Below are 16,537 nucleotides of genomic sequence, written 5' to 3'. Positions count from 1 at the left end.
TTTTTTAAAACCCCCCGGCCTCCCCCCCCCCCCCCCCCCCCCCCCCCCCCCCCCATTTGGGGTGGGGGGGCCCCGGCACTGTAGGCATGGTCTCAGTCAGCCGGATTTCTTCAGCTCGGAATGGCTCTTCAGCACCTTGCCGCCGTCTTCCTGCTCGATCAGATAGGCCGGCTCCTCGGTGCTCGCCTTGCGCTTGATCACCGCACCTTCGATCGTGCGCTCGACGTCGTCGGTGAAGCTCTCCTTGATCTTGCCGGTTCCGGTTCCCTTGCCCCATTTCCATTCGACATCAGTGCCGATGCGGTACTTGTGCATGACGATCTCCTTTCGAGATGCCAATGCGCGACGCCGGGTAGGGGTTCCTCAATCGTCCTGCTGGAACAGGCGGAACTGAGCGGCTTCGAGATCCTTCGGTGGCTGCATGCCGAGGTGCTTCCAGGCGGTGGCGGTCAAGACGCGGCCGCGCGGGGTGCGCTGGATGAAGCCCTGCTGGATCATGTAGGGCTCGATGATATCCTCGATCGCGTCGCGCGGCTCGGAAAGCCCAGCTGCGATCGTCTCGATGCCGACGGGGCCGCCGCCGAAATTCACCGCGATCATGTTGAGATAGCGCTTGTCGAGCTGGTCGAGGCCGAGATTGTCGACCAGCAGCCGGGTCAGCGCCTCGTCGGCGATCTCGCGGGTGACGGCTTCGGCTCTCGCGACCTCGGCGAAATCGCGCACGCGACGCAGCAGGCGGCCGGCGATGCGGGGCGTGCCGCGGGCGCGGCGCGCGATCTCGCGGGCGCCTTCATCGGTCATCGGCAGGTTCATCAGCCGGGCGCCGCGGCGCACGATCAGCTCCAGTTCGTCGACGGTGTAGAAGGAGAGCCGCACCGGGATGCCGAAGCGATCGCGCAGCGGCGTCGTCAGGAGGCCGAGGCGGGTGGTGGCGGCGACCAGCGTGAATTTCGACAGGTCGATCTTCACCGAGCGCGCGGCCGGGCCTTCGCCGATGATGAGGTCGAGCTGGAAGTCTTCCATCGCAGGATAGAGGATTTCCTCGACGGCGGGGCTGAGGCGATGGATTTCGTCGATGAAGAGCACGTCGCGCTCCTCAAGATTGGTCAGCAACGCCGCGAGATCACCGGCCTTGGCGATAACCGGGCCGGATGTCGAGCGGAAGTTGACGCCGAGTTCCTTGGCCATGATCTGCGCCAGCGTCGTCTTGCCGAGACCGGGCGGGCCGACGAAGAGAACGTGATCGAGCGCCTCGCCACGGTTCTTTGCGGCCTCGATGAAGATCTTGAGATTGGCGCGAGCCTCGGCCTGGCCGGTGAACTCGTCGAGCGACTGCGGCCGCAGCGTCGCGTCGAAATCCTCGCCGCGTTTTTCCGGGGTGATGAGGCGGGCGGTGTCGGTCATGCGAGAAGTTCCATTCCGGGAATTTTGCGGGCGGCCTTGCGGTCGAAGGTAAAGGTTTTGGCGCAGCCGTCGAGCCGGTTCATTTCACTGAGGAGCACATCGGCGAAATCGACATTGGCGGTTCGGCAGAGATAGACGGCATTGCCCACGGCTTCATAGGCGGCGACCTCGAATTCTCGTCGTTCGAGGACCGCCTGGATGAAATCGAGAATACGCTCTCTCGGATAGCGATACATGCGGTTCAGCACCCAATAGGCTTCCAGAACGACGGAGACATTGACGAAGAGGACATCGTCCTGCTCCAGTCGGCGCAGGAGAGCCGCCACGGCATCGGCTTGCTTGGCGTCATCAGCCATGGCGACGCGCAAGAGCACGTTCGTGTCGATGCCGAAGCGCTCAGTCATTCACGCTCACTCTCTCCAATCGCATTTTCGTAGCGCTCGACGGCGGCGTCCATGATCGCCTCATCGATGCCTTCCTGGGACAGTGGCGCATCAATCGGCGGCTTGCCGAGGATGCCTGCAAGTTCGCTGAGCGGCTTGTTGCGGGGGACCATGATGAGTTCGCCATTTCGGACCCAAGCATAACATTTGTCGCCGGCCTTGACGTTCAGCTGATCGCGCAGATCCTTGGGGATCGTCATCTGTCCCTTCGATGTGATCGTGATGTTGAAGCCCATGATCTCGCTCCGTTGTTCTGCCTTACCTTTGCATAATAGTAAGGCGGGATCGCCCTGGCAATTGCGCTTACCGCGACAACTCCTTCAACCCCAACCGGATCAACTTAGCGCTGTCGGCGCCTTCTCCCGCGGTCTTCATCGCAGCGGCAACCGCGTTGGCGGCCTGGTCTCTGCTGTAGCCGAGATTGGTCAGCGCCGAGACGGCGTCTGCGACAGGCGCGGAGGCGACGCCCTCGCCGAGTTCCTGCTTGAGGCCGATATTGGCGGATGCCTCACCGGCGAAGGCGGGGGCCTTGTTCTTCAACTCGGTGACGATGCGGACCGCGACCTTGGGGCCGACGCCGTTGGCGCGGGAGATTGATGTCTTGTCCTGCAGGGCGATGGCGTTGGCTAGTTCGCCCGGTGTCAGTGTCGAGAGAACAGCAAGGGCGACCTTGGCGCCGACGCCCTGGACGCTCTGCAGCAGGTTGAACCATTCACGCTCGAGCGCGGTCATGAAGCCGAAGAGCTTGAGCTGGTCTTCGCGGACATAGGTCTCGATGAAGAGAATGCAGGCTTCGCCCACCGAGCCGATGCGCGACAGGGTGCGCGCCGAGCAATGGGCGACGTAGCAGACGCCGTGCACGTCGACGAGCACATAGTCGTCGCCGATTTCGTCGATGGTGCCTTTGAGCTTGCCGATCATGTTTGGTGGTCCGCCGGTTAAGAGTTTAGATGGGATGGGTTTCGGGCGTGATGAGGTCGAGCGCCGGGAAGTAGGCCTTGTAGCGCCCGGGATCGCGGGTCAGCAGGCGATGGGAGCGAACGGACGCATGCGCGCCGATCAGGAAATCGGGCAGGGTGCGTTCGCGCGCGCCGCCGACGCGGCGGTAGGAAAACTGTGCCTTGCCTGCCTCGAAAGCAGCCTCATAGGAGAGCGTTTCTCGCTTCAGACCCAGCCAGCCGAACGCCAGATTGATTTCCAGTTCGCTCAAGGGCGATGCGGAAAGCTCCGACCAGATAACCGGATTGATGACCAGCTCGCCTTCCTCGTGGCAACGCTTCAACGCGGACAGCGACCAAGTCCTGAAGACTGTTGCGGGTCCGAGCACGTCGATCAGCACGTTGGTGTCAATGACGGTCGAGATCTTCACGCGGTCCCCGCAGCCATTCCATATATTCGTCCGTGGTCATGCCTTGCGTGTCGAACGTGCCCTCGACGCTTTTTGCCCATTCCTCGAAGCTCTGGATCTCGGCCTTGCTGTCGCCGATCTTCACCAGCATCGCGCCCTGATCGGAGATGACAAAATCCACCTCCGATCCCGGGCCGATGTTCAATCGGTCGCGGATTTCCTTGGGGATTGTCACCTGGCCTTTTTCGGTTACACGCATGGTAATACCTCTCAGGTATTACTTACCACGGAATGAGAACAAGTCAAGAACAGGCTAGCCGGCGAGCGCTGCCATGCGCATGCGGGCGCCGCCGCGGTTGTGGGCGTGGCAGATGGCGATGGCGAGCGCGTCGGCGGCGTCGTCGCCCTTGAACTCGGCTTTCGGCATCAGGATCTTCAGCATCATGTGGATCTGCTTCTTCTCGGCGTGGCCGACGCCGATGACGGCCTTCTTGACTGCGTTCGGCGCGTATTCCGAGACCTGCAGGCCGGCGCGGGCGGGGACCAGCATGGCGATGCCGCGGGCCTGGCCGAGCTTCAGCGTCGCCACGGCGTCCTTGTTGACGAAGGTCTGCTCGACGGCGGCCTCATCAGGCTGATGCACGTGTACGACGTCGGCAAGGCCATCATGCAGCTGGCAGAGGCGCGAGGCGAGGTCCATGTCGCCATCGGATGTGACGGTGCCGGAGGCGACGAAGCGCAGCGAATTGCCCAGCGTCTCGATGACGCCCCAGCCGGTGCGGCGCAGGCCGGGGTCGATGCCGATGATACGAATCGCGCTTTGCATGCGGTAATCCTATTGCAGATCAGCGATAACTGCCATCGATATGTGAACAAAACAAAAACATCCCGGTGTTTTTGTCAGGGCTCATTTACGTGAATTTAAATTCCCTCGGTAACTTATGATCCACAAGAGATGAGAGGAGCCAGCTTTCTTGAGTGAAGGCTCCCCGTGTTCTGTTTTCAGGCCTGCCTTTGGGGCGCCAGCCCCATCGGTATCAGCCGTTCCGGAAGGGGTTCGAGTTTTCCATGGTTCAGAGATTCCAGTCGCTGTCCTTCAAGGTCATTGCTACTTTCATTCTGCTGACGGCGCTGTCGATCGCCGCCATCAACTGTCTCGCCTATTTCGCCAGCAGCCGCATTTCCGGCGAGCAGGCGCTGAAGGCCAAGGAGAGCGTGCTGATCTTTCGCGGCGACATGCTGCACGATCAGTTGGCGCAGCTGGAAAACCAGGCCAATTCGATCGCCCGCATCGAGGCGCTGCAGATGTCGATCACCAGCCTGAAGAGCGGCTGGAAGACCATCGAGAAGACCTCGGGCGATGTCCGCGCCGAGCTCAAGAAGGTGTTCATCACCGACAATCCGAACCCGGCCGGCGAGCGCGAGAAGCTGGTGAAGCCGGATGCGCCGAGCGGCTTCTATTATTCCAACCATGAGAAGACCCAGGGCGAAGTGGCGCGCGATCTGCAGAATACGCCGTTCAGCGACCTGCTGATCGCCGATCTCGATGGCTTCGTGCTCTATTCCTACAAGAAGAACGACGATTTCGCCGAGAACCTGAAGTCGGATGCGTGGAAATCGACCGGCGCCGGCCTTGCCTTTGCCAAGGCGATCGAAAACACCGCCAAGGCGACCGACGACGGCGCGCCCGCCGGCTTCTCCGGCCTGCGGGTGGATGCGAACGGCGCGTCGGCGATCTTCTATGCCGTGCCTGTCGTCAAGCTCGGCCAGCCGAAGGGCGTGATGCTGTTTAGGGTGCGCGACGATGTCGTCGCCAGCATCCTCTCCAAGGGCATCGTTGCCGGAAGCACCGCGCAGGCGGCGATTGTTTCCGATGATGGGTCGGCGGTCACGGTCAACGAGGCGGGCCGGTTGGCGACGCTCGATACCGCGCCCTTCACCTTCCTGAAGAATGCGTTTGCCAATCCCGCTATGTCGGTCAACGATTTCAGCCGCACTGATGGTGCTGCGCGCGCCTATGTGAAGCCCGTCGATTATCAGGGTGCGCGCTATCTGGTGGTCGAGAGCATGCGTCTCAGCGAGATCAACGCCGGATCGCTTGAAATCGCGGCGCTGTTGACGATGATCGGCTGCGGCGTGCTCGTGGTCATGGCGGTTGCCACCGGGATCATCACCAAGATGCTGTTTTCGCCGCTCGCCAAGCTTGCCGGCGTCACGCGTGCGGTGGCCGATGGCGATCTCGAGGTCGAGATCGGCAGCCAGAACCGCCACGACGAGATCGGCACGATGGCCAAGGCGCTCGCCCGCTTCAAGCAGTCGCTCATCGATAGCCGCACGCTGGAAGCGGCAAGCGCGGAGACGCGCGACCGCGCCGACCGCGACCGCCAGCAGCATATGGCCGAGCGCGAGGCGGAGGCGAAGACGTTGCAGGAGGTGGTCGAGGCGATCGACGAAGGTCTGCTGCATCTGGCGAATGGCGATCTCGCCTACCAGATCGACCGCCGCTTCCCGAACGAGCTCGAGGGGCTGCGCCACAATTTCAACCAGGCGCTGGCGACGCTCAGCGACACGATGACGGCGATCGGCGGCAATTCGGCGGCGGTGCGTTCGGGCTCGGAAGAGATGCGCGCCGGCTCGGATGATCTTGCCGGCCGCACCGAACGGCAGGCGGCGTCGATCACCGAGACGGCAAGTGCCATCGACGCGATTACCCAGTCGGTCCGCTCGCAGCTCGCGCGCGCCGAAGAGGCCGAGCGGATCGCCCGCGACGCCAAGCGCGAGACATCCGGCTCCGGCCAGATCATGCGCGACACGATTGCGGCGATGGAGGCGATCCAGGCATCGTCGCGGCAGATCAACTCGATCATCTCGGTCATCGATTCCATCGCCTTCCAGACCAACCTCCTGGCGCTGAATGCCGGCGTCGAGGCGGCACGCGCCGGCGAGGCCGGCAAGGGCTTCGCGGTCGTGGCGCAGGAAGTGCGCGAGCTTGCGCAGCGTTCGTCGGGTGCTGCCAAGGAGATCTCGCATCTCCTGCAGAAATCCACCCATGAGGTCGAGGCCGGCGTGTCGCTGGTCGAGCGGGCCGGCGTGGCGCTGACGGGCATCGGCGGCCATGTCGAGGCGATCAACGGCCAGATCAGCGAGATCATGGACGCCACCCGCGAGGAAGCGGAGACGCTGCGCCAGATCAACAGCGCCGTCGCCGAGCTCGATCAGATGACGCAGCAGAACGCGGCGATGGTCGAGGAAAGCACGGCCGCCATCCATCTGCTCGCCACCGAGGCTGTCGAGATGGACCGCCAGCTCGCCAATTTCACGCTGGCGCAGGGTGAACATCAGCATAGCGCTGAGGTGCATGTGCTCAGGCGGCGTGGGTAAGATAGGCATTGAGGCCGCCACTTCTCATGGTTGAAGCGGCGGTGCCTGACCCTGCGTATTCTAGCGTCCAACTTCCGGCGATATCAGCCCATCGTGAATGTTCTGCCCCGGGCAGCCAGCCGTCCGGCTAAAGCCAGCAGCGCGCCACTTGCCGCCAGCGCGCGATTGGCGTAAATAAGCGCATCGCGAAAAGCGACCGCTTTCCTTGATCCGCTCAGTGGCGGAGTAAAACAGGTGGACGAATTGTCGTCCATGCGGTCAAGCACACGCCATCCATGCCGTCTCCGGCATCGATCGGCCAGCGTTCCCAAACATCAATCGCCTGCATCGTCAGGCCCTATCGTGAGCCATCGGCGCCGCGTGCGTTCGTGCGCTTGCGTTCGATCGGAACACGCCATGACCACACCATCTACCAGACCACTTCTCGTCATCTTCACTGCCATAGTCCTAGATGCCGTCGGCATCGGGCTTATCTTTCCCATCCTTCCCGCACTGCTCAAGGACGTCACCCACACCGACAACGTCGCCTCCACCATCGGCATCATGACCGCGCTCTATGCGGCCATGCAGTTCATCTTCGCGCCTGTGCTCGGCTCGCTGAGCGACCGGCTCGGCCGGCGCCCGGTGCTTTTGATCTCGCTTGCCGGTGCGGCCATCAACTATCTGTTCCTCGCCTTCGCACCCAGCCTCTGGATGCTGCTTCTCGGCCGCGCCATCGCCGGGCTCACCAGCGCCAATGTCTCCGTCGCATCGGCCTACATCACCGACATATCGCCCGAGGACAAACGCGCCCGCCGCTTCGGTCTGATCAATGCGATGTTCGGGGCAGGCTTCATCGTTGGCCCTGTGCTCGGCGGCGCGCTGGGCGACTATTGGCTGCGGTTGCCCTTCATCGCCGCGGCGGTGCTGAATGGCTTCAACCTGCTTCTCGCTTTCCTCATGCTGCCGGAATCGCGCAAACCGAGCCGGGAGAAGATCGACCTTGCGGCATTGAACCCGCTGCGGCCGCTGCATTGGCTCTTTTCCATGAAGAGCCTGCTGCCCATCGTCCTCATCTTCTTCGTCTTCAGCGCCACGGGCGAGGTCTATGGCACCTGCTGGGCGCTTTGGGGCGCGGACAGCTTTCAGTGGAACGGTCTGTGGGTCGGCCTCTCGCTCGGCACCTTCGGTGTCTGCCAGACGCTGGCCCAGGCCTTCCTTCCGGGCCCCGCCGTCAAGCTGCTCGGCGAACGCGGTGCAATCCTGACAGGGGTCGCCAGCGCTTGTCTCTCGCTCGTCGTCATGGCGTTTGCCACGCAGGGATGGATGATCTTTGCGATCATGCCGCTCTTTGCGCTGGGCGGCATCGGCGTTCCGGCGCTGCAATCGCTGGCGACGCGGCAGGTCGACGAGAGCCAGCAGGGACGGTTTCAGGGCGTATTGTCGTCGGCGGTCAGCCTTGCCTCGATCGTCACGCCGCTCGGCTTCTCCAGCGTCTACTTTCTCGTCAGAGCGCAATGGCCCGGCGCGATCTGGCTATCTGTTATCGTCGTCTATGCGGTTAGCGTGCCGCTCGTCTGCGGATTGCGGTTCGGCAAGCCCGAGGCGGTTCCCGTTCCGTCTTCACCGTGAGCGGATACCAACTCACTGTCCGATATTCCGAACAGCCCGTGCGGATTGTCCTGGCTTATCGATAGAACCAGACTGACCTATTTCTCGTCTTGATCGAAACGGAGAAAGATCATGTCCAATCTTGAAAAGTCTGGAACATTCAAACTCGGCAACCGCACCGTCAAACGGCTCGGCTATGGCGCCATGCAGCTTGCCGGCAAGGGCGTCTTCGGGCCGCCGAGAGATCGCGCGGAAGCGGTGGCGGTGCTGCGTGAGGCGGTCGAGAGTGGGGTCGATCATATCGACACCAGCGATTTTTACGGCCCGCACGTCACGAACCAGATCATCAAGGAAGCGCTGCATCCTTATAAGAGCGACCTCGTGATCGTTACCAAGATCGGGGCGGTGCGCGGGGCGGATGCGTCGTGGAACCCGGCGTTTTCGAAGGAGGCGCTGACGCAGGCTGTGCACGACAACCTCAAGAACCTTGGCCTCGATGCGATCGAGGTGGTCAATCTGCGCGCCATGTTCGACGTGCACGGCCCGGCCGAGGGATCGCTGGAGGAGCCGCTCACCGTGCTTGCGGACCTGCAGCGCCAGGGCCTCGTCAAGCATATCGGCCTCTCCAACGTTACCGCCAAGCAGATCGCCGATGGGCGCAAGATCGCCGAGATCGTCTGCGTGCAGAACCAGTACAATCTTGCCCATCGCGGCGACGATGCGCTGATCGAAAAGCTTGCGGGCGAGGGGACGGCCTATGTGCCCTTCTTCCCGCTCGGCGGCTTCTCGCCGCTGCAGTCCTCGACGCTGTCGGATGTCGCGGCCGAGTTGGGTGCCTCGCCGCTGCAGGTGGCGCTGGCCTGGCTGCTGCAGCGCGCGCCGAATATCCTGCTCATCCCCGGCACCTCGTCGCGCGGGCATCTGCGGGAGAACCTCGCCGTTGCCGATCTCGTGCTGCCCGCCGATGCCATCGCCAAGCTTGACGGTATCGGATCGGCGAAGGCTGGTTGATCTCTCGACCACAACAGGCTCATGCCGGCGTTGGCGCCGGCATGAGCGGGATCGTTCTGTTCATTATCCCTCGGGGAGTGCCGCACGGGCCGTTCTGCGGCGCAGGGCGGTGGCGATCAGCAGGCCGAAGGTGGCGGTGATGCCGCCGACAAGGAAGATGCTGTCATATCCCGCCCGATCGGCGAGGAGACCGGCAAGCGGTCCCGTCAGCCCATAGGACGCATCCTGGAATGCCGAGAAGCCGCCGAGCGCCGTTCCGCGCAGATGCGGCGCGACGAGGTGGACGACCTCGCGGCCCATGGCCGGAAAGATCATCGAGCATCCGAGGCCGGTCATGAAGGCGCCGATCAGCGCGACGCTGGGGTCGCCGGCGCTCCAGATCAGGGCCTGGCCAACCGCCTCGACGGCAAGCGATACCATGGCCACGGCAAGCCCGCCGAACCGATCCGGCAGGTGGCCGAAGAGAATGCGCACCATGACGAAGCCGACGCCGAAGGCCGTCAGACCGAGGCCGGCGAACGCCCAACCTTTGCTCTGGAAGTAGAGCGTGAAGAATGCGCCGATCGCGGCGAAGCCTATGCCCTGCAGGCAGATGACCGCGCCATGCAGCCAAATGCGGCCAATCACGCTGAGAAGCGGAGGGCGCTGCTGTGCGGTGTGCACCGGAACTGCTGGAACCCTGCTGATGGCGATGAGCCCCAGCAAGGGCAGGATCGCGCCGACCGCCATGGTTCCGGCAAAGCCGAGATGGGCGAGCAGCAACAGGCCGATGGGGCCGCCGACGGCAAGCGCGCCATAGATGGCGGCGCCGACGAGGGCGAGCACCTTGCCGGAGCGCTGCGGCCCGACGATGCCGATACCCCATGAGATGATACCGACCGCGACGAGACTTTCGCCAAGCCCGAGCAGCAGGCGTCCGGCAATGAGCACAAGGTAGGCGGCGGCCGGCATCTGCGACAGCAGGCCTGATATCAGCGACACAAGCGCGCCAACCACGTAGAGCGCAAGCCCGCGCTGCACGGCAACCTTGGTGCCGCGCTGGTCGCTCATTCCGCCGGCATAGCCGCGGCTGACGATGGTCGAGAGGAATGCAATGCCGACGCCAAGACCGGCCCACATGTTTCCAAGCTTGAGCGTGCCGGTGACGTAAACGGGGATGACGGGAAGCGCGATCGCGATGCAGAGATAGGAGATGAAGAGGATCGCTGCCAGCAGATACAGCCGGCGCTGCTGCGGATCACGAAAAGTCTGGAAAGCCACGGTAACCTCCTGGCTATTCCTCGTCCAACGGGCACAAAAAAACGCACTCCGACCGACGAGGATCGATAAGTGCGTTGCTTGACGTTAGACGCTTACGACCGGTCAGCCGGTATGAGGCATGCTTAGACAACCGCCGGCGGGCTGTCAATGCGCGCGCTACCTTTCCGTGTTGCGGTCGGTGTTTTTCGCGCGCTGCCCTTTGGGGCTTCCGTTCGAGCACCTACATAGGATGTCCAATCCAACCACCGACAGGCCGCGCCATGGTTCCCTTCTCGATCCTCGATCTCTCACCCGTTGCCGAAGGCAGCACAATCAGGCAGTCGCTGGAGAGCTCGGCGCAGATGGCGCAGCGGGCCGAGGCGTTCGGCTATAACCGCTTCTGGCTGGCCGAACACCACGGCATGCCGGGGATCGCCAGTGCCGCCACTGCCGTGGTCATCGGCCATGTCGGGGCGGCGACGAAAAGGATCAGGATCGGCTCGGGCGGTATCATGCTGCCGAACCACTCGCCGCTGGTGATTGCCGAACAGTTCGGCACGCTGGAGGCGCTGTTTCCGGGGCGCGTCGATCTCGGGCTTGGGCGCGCGCCGGGCACCGACATGCGCACGGCGCAGGCACTGCGCCGCAATCTCGATGCCAGCAGCTTCCCCAACGACGTCGTCGAATTGCAGCAGCTGCTCGGCGCACCGGTCGAAAACCAGGCGATCCTCTCCGTGCCGGGCATGAACAGCAACGTGCCGATCTGGCTGCTCGGCTCCAGCCTCTACAGCGCGCAGCTCGCCGGCATGCTCGGGCTTCCCTATGCGTTCGCCTCGCACTTCGCGCCCGACTCTTTGATGGAGGCGCTCGATATCTATCGCGACCGGTTCCAGCCATCAGCCGTGCTCGACAAGCCCTATGCGATGGTCGGCGTCATGGGATCGGTGGCGGAGACCGACGAGGAGGCCGCGTATCACTTCACCTCGGCGCAGCAGCAGTTCGTGAACCTGCGCCGCAACGTGCGCGGCCAGTTCCCGAGGCCGCTCCAGGATATGGAGAGCTTCTGGTCGCCGATGGAGAAGATGACGGTCGAGCATACGCTGCGTTACGCCGTGGTCGGGTCACCGAAGACGGCGGAGGCGAAGCTCGCGGAATTCCTGCGCGACACACAGGCCGACGAACTGATCATCTCGATGCCGATCCACGATATCGAGGCGCGGCTGAAGTCGGTCGAGCTGTTCGCCGGGCTCAATACATTGATGCAGGCCGCAGCCTGACGGCAGCAACCGGGATGCAGGCCGCCGCCTGAGGGCGGTGGTCTGAGCCTCTACTTGATCGTCTCGTTGGGATAGACGCCCCAGAGCGCGGATTGCCTGACGAAGCCGTCCAGATCGTGGCCGGTCACATCCACCTTGCACCAGCTGCCGTCGCAATCGCTGATCGCGACTCGAACGCGAGGGGTCAGCGAGGCCAGCTTGCGGGCAGAACTGCTCGGTCCGTCGCGAAGCGGCACATGCGCCGATAGCCACGGCCCGACGATGGCCGTGCGTTTGCTCGACAGCAGCGCGCGGTGCATCCAGCCGGAAACGCCGTCGCTGTCGCGCACCTGGCGCCAGTTGCCGTATTCGGCGGTGATCTCCAGCGGCAGGCCGGGAACGCGGTAGATCCAGGCGATGCCGTAATCGAGCGAGGGGCCGACGCGCATGCGGGCCTCGCGCGACCGCAGCGATACGAAGCGAGGAACCTTCAGCCCGGTCTCGCGGCCCTTTGGGCCATTGTCGGCCTTCGCCGCGACCGGTGCGGGTTGCGACAAAAGCGGGTTGGCGGCGATCGAGGTGCAGGCCAGCGCCATTCCGGCGAGGCAGATTGCCGCCGTGCGTTTCCAGCCGCGAGCAAGGCGGGAAGGGGACGGCACCCGGGCGCCGTCCTTTCGAGCGCGCCTCATGCCGAGATGCGCTTCGTCAGTTTTGTCTTACGCATTGTGATCGGCTCAGTTGCACTGTGCCATGCGCTTTAGCGCGGCGGTGACGCCGTTCAGCGAGTAGGTGTAGCTGGTGGCGGTGCCGCGGCGCGAGACGGCGTCGACGGTCATGTCGCTGCCGCCGCGCATGGAGTCGATCAGATCAGGCTCCTTGGTCTCTTCCAGCACCCAGGCGGACGAACCCTTGGTGAACATGGTGAATTCCTTGCCGCCGATCTCCACCTTGGCACGCGAGCCGGGTTTCAGGTCATAGCCCATGATCGCCTGCGGCTCGTAATTGGTGCCACGGCCGGGGGCGCGGCCGACCACGAAATAGTTGCGGCCGTGATCGACGGCGGCGGGCTGCATGGTCTTCGGAACTGTCAGAATATAGCACACCGTCTTGCCCGAACGGTCGTAGGAATAGACACCCCAATCGTCGAACTGCTTGACCATGGATGGCTGCGCATGAGCCGAGATCGCGCCGGCGAGTGTGCCTGCAAGTGCGATGGAGAGCGAAAGGGATAGTCTTTTCATGGGTCGTTTTCCCGCCGAGAGTATGGAGTGAGGCTGGCCTTGAGGCAGACCGGCTGGAGCGAATGGGCGGCATTCAAAGCGGCCAGGGTTACCGAGGCCTTAACAAACACCCCGTGTTCACGGACGTGTTACCGCTTGAGGCCAGTATGTGAGGGTTCACGCGGATAGGCCTGTGGACAACAAAAAACCGGCCGCGTTTCCGGGGCCGGTTTTTTGAAGATTAAGATCGTAAGTGATCAGGCCGAGAGCTTGGCCAGCACTTCTTCCGAGACTTCGAAGTTCGAATAGACGTTCTGCACGTCGTCGTCGTCCTCGAGGCTGTCGATCAGCTTCAGCAGCGACTGGGCGCGCTCTTCGTCGACGGGCACGTTGTTCTGGGCGCGCCAGACGGCCTTGACGGTTTCGGCTTCGCCGAGCGAGGCTTCCAGCGCCTTGGCCACTTCGCCGAGGGCTTCGAAACCGCAGGTGATGTAGTGGCCTTCTTCGTCGGTCTCGACGTCGTCGGCGCCGGCTTCGATCGCCGCTTCCATCATCTTGTCGGCATCGCCGGCAGAGAGCTTGTAGGTGATCTCGCCGACATGGTCGAAGGAGAAGGATACCGAGCCGGTTTCGCCCAGTGCGCCGCCGGCCTTGGTGAAGATCGAGCGGACGTTGGAGGCGGTGCGGTTGCGGTTGTCGGTCAGCGCTTCGACGATGATCGCGGTGCCGCCCGGGCCGTAGCCTTCGTAGCGCACTTCATCGTAGTTCTCGCCGTCGGCGCCGGCAGCCTTCTTGATGGCGCGGTCGATGTTGTCCTTCGGCATCGACTGGGCCTTGGCGTTCTGGATCGCCAGGCGCAGACGGGCGTTCATCGTCGGGTCGGGCAGACCGGCCTTGGCGGCAACGGTGATTTCGCGCGCGAGCTTGGAGAACATTTTCGACCGCACGGCATCCTGACGGCCCTTGCGATGCATGATGTTTTTAAACTGTGAATGGCCAGCCATGGCACCCCTGTTCACGTCTTATTGTTGGGAATGGGCCGCCTTATAAGAGTGAAACGGGGCGCGTTCAAGGGAAAACAGGCGTGCCGGATGGCTGCGGCGCCGGGGCGCGGCGTCAATCGACGGTGTATTTGTTGCGGCTCGCGAAGAAGCCGTGTCCGTCCTTGCGGCGGCAGGTGAGGCCGCTTTCATCGGACATGCATGTAAACGGTCCGGCCTTCCAGCGATCGCCGTAGTTTAGCACGTTGACATCGTCGCAACAGGCGGTATCGCCCTCCATCTCGAAGATGAAGGCCTTGCCCGAGGCCGACAGGATCAACCGGATGTATTTCGGCTCGATGCGGTCGCATCCGAGCTCAGGGCCGCCGTCATCGGGCTTGTACATCTCCGTGCCGCCCTTCGGGATATAGGTGCAACCGATGTTTCTCGATGGGGTGACGAAGACGATCTGGCCGTTCTCGTCGGGCATGAAGCTGCGATCGGCGGCGTCGGCGGGCAAGACCGATGCCAGAGACAATGCCGAGGCGAAGCCCAGCGTGACCAATGCCGCTATGCGCATGACGATCCCCCATATCCCCACGATACCAGGAGCGTAGCATCTGTTTTCACTTTGGGGAACAAAGCCCGCGAGATGACGTTTCAAACACGGACCATTCGAAACGGAAGGAAGCGCTATGGCTAGTTTCAACGAGGCACGGGAACACCCGGCACGCCAGCTCTGGGATCAGGTCAACGACATTCATGCCGGCATGCTCGGCGTCGATGGCGCCGACATGCACATGCAGCCCATGGCGCCGAACGCCGATCCCAAGACCAATACCATCTGGTTCTACACCAAGTCGGACGCGGAGATCGTGCGGGCGATCACGCCCGGAACGCGCGCGCATTTCTGCGTGGTCGGCAAGGATCACGACTACCACGCCTGCCTCGCTGGCAAGATCGAGGTTCGCCAGGATGCCTCCAAGATCGAGGAATACTGGAACTCCGTCGTGGCCGCCTGGTACGAGGATGGCAAGAAGGACCCGAAACTGACGATGCTCGCCATGCATGTCGACGACGCCGAAATCTGGGTGTCGACCGGCAGCAAGTTGAAATTCGGCTGGGAAATCGCCAAGGCCAATCTCGACGAGGACAAGATGCCGGATGTCGGCGTGCGTCAGCATCTGCAGTTCGCTTGAGTTAGGTCGTGCTGCGAGGTCGATCGAGGCCCGGGAGCTTTTGCTCTTGGGCTTTTTTGTTGCGTCGGTTGCATCGGGATCGGAGGTTTGACGCGTCTGTTGGTGTGGTGTAGCTTGTGTTGCAACCGGAGGTGAGGCGATGGGCAATCATGAGCTTTCGGACCCGATCACCATGCGTCTGCCTGTCGGTGTGCTGGTGGAGATCGAGCAGATCGCTGGCATCTTCGACCGAAGCAGAAGCTGGGTGTTCGTGCGCGCTCTGAAATCCTATCTCGCATCGGAGGGTCGGGAAATCATCGAGCTGGATCAAGCTCGCAAGGATATCGACGCAGGCCTAGGACATGACCTGGACGACGCGATCGATGAGGTCGATGCCATCGTGAAAGGTGCCGTTGCATGAAGATCGCACCACTTCTCGCCATGCCGACGAACGAGGCGGAGTATGATCGCCTCGTCGGGCAGCTTGACGAAATCTTTGCCGAGATCGGTGATGACGAAGATCATCCGCTCGCCTTGCTGGCGTCGCGGATCGGCGATCTTGTCGAAGCCTATGACGAAAAGAACCGCCCGATTTTCCCGTCGCCTTGAGTGACGCAGGCAATCCCTCTACTGCATCCCCTTCGCCACAAAAATCTGTGGCTTCTTCGGCAGCGTGCGCATCGAGACGTCGATGCTGTTGCCCGTGGCGTAGACGACGTCGAAGTCGGGGCCGAACATGGAGAGGAAGTTGGCGAGCGGCCGTTGCTGGTGCATCGGCAGCACCAGCGAGGAGCGCAGGCGCTTGATGATGCGGCTCATACTGTCGGCGCCCATGGTGAGCCCGCCGTCGACGGGAACCATGACGATATCGAGCCGGCCGATCTCGGTGTAGTGGGCGTCGGTCAGCTCGTAGTGCAGGTGGCCGAGATGGCCGATGCAAAGGCCTGCGACCTCGAAGATGAAGATCGAGTTTCCATCCGCCTGCGGTCCGCCGTAGCCGCCCCTGATATCGGTGGTGACGTTGCGAATGTAGGTGTCTCCGACCGTCAGATCGATCTTCGCTTTTTCTCCCGGCACGTCGCTCCAGCCATGCAGCACATATTTGATCGCCGGATCAGGCGTCAGCGTGTAGTGCGAGGAGTGGGCGCGGTTCATCGTCGCCACCATCGGCATCCGCGGCGGCGTGTACCAGCCGCTGTAATCGGTGGCGATGCTGACGCCGCCAGGTGTTTCGATCAGGAAGGTCGAGTGGCCGATATAGGTGAGCGTCACGGTCTCGTTGTCCGCGGCGCCTGCGATCGGGACGGCGCCGGAGAAGCTCGCGAATGTCGCTTTGGGAATGGATTGCGCGATCGCCTGGCATTGGCTGACGTTGCGGCGCGCTTCCTGCGCCTGCGCGGCGTCAGGACCCAGCCAGCCCGGCAGCAGGCCGGAGAGGGTGGTCATTGCGAAGACAAGAAAATGCAGCTTCATGCCACGTCCCCAGC

Annotated in this window: 21 protein-coding genes; 7 read left to right on the top strand and 14 right to left on the bottom strand. The window is 62.9% G+C overall.

Annotation, left to right across the window (positions count from 1 at the left end; translation table 11 throughout):
* Positions 1–96 precede the first annotated feature (96 nt).
* The 8 genes from ACCD05_RS26815 to ruvC all read right to left on the bottom strand — a co-directional run bounded on the left by ACCD05_RS26815 (position 97) and on the right by ruvC (position 4,021).
* Entirely contained in the window at positions 97–315 is a 219-nt protein-coding gene (locus ACCD05_RS26815; protein ID WP_413396562.1) for a DUF2945 domain-containing protein, read from the bottom strand.
* Positions 316–363: 48 nt separating this feature from the next.
* Positions 364–1,404 carry a Holliday junction branch migration DNA helicase RuvB gene (gene ruvB, locus ACCD05_RS26810; protein WP_018899653.1) on the bottom strand — a complete coding sequence of 347 codons (1,041 nt, stop codon included), beginning with the start codon at positions 1,402–1,404 and terminating at the stop codon, positions 364–366.
* Positions 1,401–1,808 carry a PIN domain-containing protein gene (locus tag ACCD05_RS26805; RefSeq protein WP_413396560.1) on the bottom strand — a complete coding sequence of 136 codons (408 nt, stop codon included), beginning with the start codon at positions 1,806–1,808 and terminating at the stop codon, positions 1,401–1,403. Before ACCD05_RS26805 ends, ruvB begins: the two co-directional genes overlap by 4 nt.
* Positions 1,805–2,083 carry an AbrB/MazE/SpoVT family DNA-binding domain-containing protein gene (locus tag ACCD05_RS26800; protein ID WP_413396558.1) on the bottom strand — a complete coding sequence of 93 codons (279 nt, stop codon included), beginning with the start codon at positions 2,081–2,083 and terminating at the stop codon, positions 1,805–1,807. The genes ACCD05_RS26805 and ACCD05_RS26800 overlap by 4 nt, the downstream gene beginning before the upstream one ends.
* A 67-nt stretch (positions 2,084–2,150) precedes the next feature.
* Positions 2,151–2,768 (bottom strand): Holliday junction branch migration protein RuvA, encoded by a 618-nt coding sequence (gene ruvA / locus ACCD05_RS26795; RefSeq protein ID WP_112944919.1) that lies wholly within the window; start codon positions 2,766–2,768, stop codon positions 2,151–2,153.
* A gap of 25 nt (positions 2,769–2,793) precedes the next feature.
* The gene (locus ACCD05_RS26790) at positions 2,794–3,216 is read right to left on the bottom strand and encodes a type II toxin-antitoxin system VapC family toxin (protein WP_413396556.1); all 423 of its coding nucleotides are present in this window, start codon (positions 3,214–3,216) and stop codon (positions 2,794–2,796) included.
* Positions 3,194–3,454, bottom strand: a complete 261-nt coding sequence (locus ACCD05_RS26785) for an AbrB/MazE/SpoVT family DNA-binding domain-containing protein (RefSeq protein WP_113200094.1) — start codon at positions 3,452–3,454, stop codon at positions 3,194–3,196. Before ACCD05_RS26785 ends, ACCD05_RS26790 begins: the two co-directional genes overlap by 23 nt.
* A 54-nt stretch (positions 3,455–3,508) precedes the next feature.
* A complete protein-coding gene (ruvC, locus tag ACCD05_RS26780; RefSeq protein WP_037182642.1) occupies positions 3,509–4,021 on the bottom strand; it encodes a crossover junction endodeoxyribonuclease RuvC in 513 nt (170 codons plus the stop codon).
* A 242-nt stretch (positions 4,022–4,263) separates the two neighbouring features.
* On the opposite strand from ruvC, the gene ACCD05_RS26775 reads away from it, so the two are divergent.
* The 3 genes from ACCD05_RS26775 to ACCD05_RS26765 all read left to right on the top strand — a co-directional run bounded on the left by ACCD05_RS26775 (position 4,264) and on the right by ACCD05_RS26765 (position 9,177).
* The gene (locus ACCD05_RS26775) at positions 4,264–6,576 is read left to right on the top strand and encodes a methyl-accepting chemotaxis protein (RefSeq protein ID WP_413396553.1); all 2,313 of its coding nucleotides are present in this window, start codon (positions 4,264–4,266) and stop codon (positions 6,574–6,576) included.
* Positions 6,577–6,972: 396 nt separating this feature from the next.
* A complete protein-coding gene (locus ACCD05_RS26770; RefSeq protein ID WP_413396551.1) occupies positions 6,973–8,187 on the top strand; it encodes a TCR/Tet family MFS transporter in 1,215 nt (404 codons plus the stop codon).
* Between the two features lie 111 nt (positions 8,188–8,298).
* A complete protein-coding gene (locus tag ACCD05_RS26765; protein ID WP_413396549.1) occupies positions 8,299–9,177 on the top strand; it encodes an aldo/keto reductase family oxidoreductase in 879 nt (292 codons plus the stop codon).
* A 63-nt stretch (positions 9,178–9,240) separates the two neighbouring features.
* Here ACCD05_RS26765 and ACCD05_RS26760 read toward each other — a convergent pair whose 3' ends face one another.
* Positions 9,241–10,437, bottom strand: a complete 1,197-nt coding sequence (locus ACCD05_RS26760) for an MFS transporter (protein ID WP_413396547.1) — start codon at positions 10,435–10,437, stop codon at positions 9,241–9,243.
* 260 nt (positions 10,438–10,697) lie between these two features.
* Here ACCD05_RS26760 and ACCD05_RS26755 point away from each other — a divergent pair, with 260 nt between their 5' ends.
* Positions 10,698–11,693: an LLM class flavin-dependent oxidoreductase gene (locus tag ACCD05_RS26755; protein ID WP_413396545.1), complete on the top strand. Its 996-nt coding sequence runs from the start codon at positions 10,698–10,700 to the stop codon at positions 11,691–11,693.
* A gap of 50 nt (positions 11,694–11,743) precedes the next feature.
* Here ACCD05_RS26755 and ACCD05_RS26750 read toward each other — a convergent pair whose 3' ends face one another.
* The 4 genes from ACCD05_RS26750 to ACCD05_RS26735 all read right to left on the bottom strand — a co-directional run bounded on the left by ACCD05_RS26750 (position 11,744) and on the right by ACCD05_RS26735 (position 14,452).
* Positions 11,744–12,331 (bottom strand): SH3 domain-containing protein, encoded by a 588-nt coding sequence (locus ACCD05_RS26750; RefSeq protein ID WP_413396543.1) that lies wholly within the window; start codon positions 12,329–12,331, stop codon positions 11,744–11,746.
* Between the two features lie 75 nt (positions 12,332–12,406).
* A complete protein-coding gene (locus ACCD05_RS26745; protein WP_113200099.1) occupies positions 12,407–12,913 on the bottom strand; it encodes an invasion associated locus B family protein in 507 nt (168 codons plus the stop codon).
* 236 nt (positions 12,914–13,149) lie between these two features.
* Complete coding sequence (locus ACCD05_RS26740; RefSeq protein WP_018899637.1) at positions 13,150–13,896, bottom strand: YebC/PmpR family DNA-binding transcriptional regulator; 747 nt, start codon at positions 13,894–13,896, stop codon at positions 13,150–13,152.
* 112 nt (positions 13,897–14,008) lie between these two features.
* A complete protein-coding gene (locus ACCD05_RS26735) occupies positions 14,009–14,452 on the bottom strand; it encodes a DUF6636 domain-containing protein (RefSeq protein WP_413396540.1) in 444 nt (147 codons plus the stop codon).
* Positions 14,453–14,567: 115 nt separating this feature from the next.
* Between ACCD05_RS26735 and ACCD05_RS26730 the strand changes: the two genes are divergently transcribed.
* From ACCD05_RS26730 to ACCD05_RS26720, 3 genes are all read left to right on the top strand, one after another.
* Positions 14,568–15,071 carry a pyridoxamine 5'-phosphate oxidase family protein gene (locus tag ACCD05_RS26730; protein ID WP_413396538.1) on the top strand — a complete coding sequence of 168 codons (504 nt, stop codon included), beginning with the start codon at positions 14,568–14,570 and terminating at the stop codon, positions 15,069–15,071.
* Between the two features lie 139 nt (positions 15,072–15,210).
* The gene (locus ACCD05_RS26725; RefSeq protein WP_413396536.1) at positions 15,211–15,471 is read left to right on the top strand and encodes a CopG family ribbon-helix-helix protein; all 261 of its coding nucleotides are present in this window, start codon (positions 15,211–15,213) and stop codon (positions 15,469–15,471) included.
* A complete protein-coding gene (locus ACCD05_RS26720) occupies positions 15,468–15,659 on the top strand; it encodes a hypothetical protein (RefSeq protein WP_413396534.1) in 192 nt (63 codons plus the stop codon). Before ACCD05_RS26725 ends, ACCD05_RS26720 begins: the two co-directional genes overlap by 4 nt.
* Before the next feature lie 18 nt (positions 15,660–15,677).
* On the opposite strand, the gene ACCD05_RS26715 is transcribed toward ACCD05_RS26720, so the two are convergent.
* Positions 15,678–16,523, bottom strand: coding sequence for an MBL fold metallo-hydrolase (locus ACCD05_RS26715; RefSeq protein ID WP_413396532.1), 846 nt, complete (start codon positions 16,521–16,523; stop codon positions 15,678–15,680).
* Positions 16,524–16,537: the final 14 nt, after the last annotated feature.

Origin of the sequence: Rhizobium sp. Rhizsp42 (assembly GCF_047304155.1) — a bacterium.
GTDB lineage: Bacteria > Pseudomonadota > Alphaproteobacteria > Rhizobiales > Rhizobiaceae > Rhizobium.
Note: the sequence above shows the minus strand (reverse complement) of the source record. Positions and strands in the feature narration are given on the sequence as shown.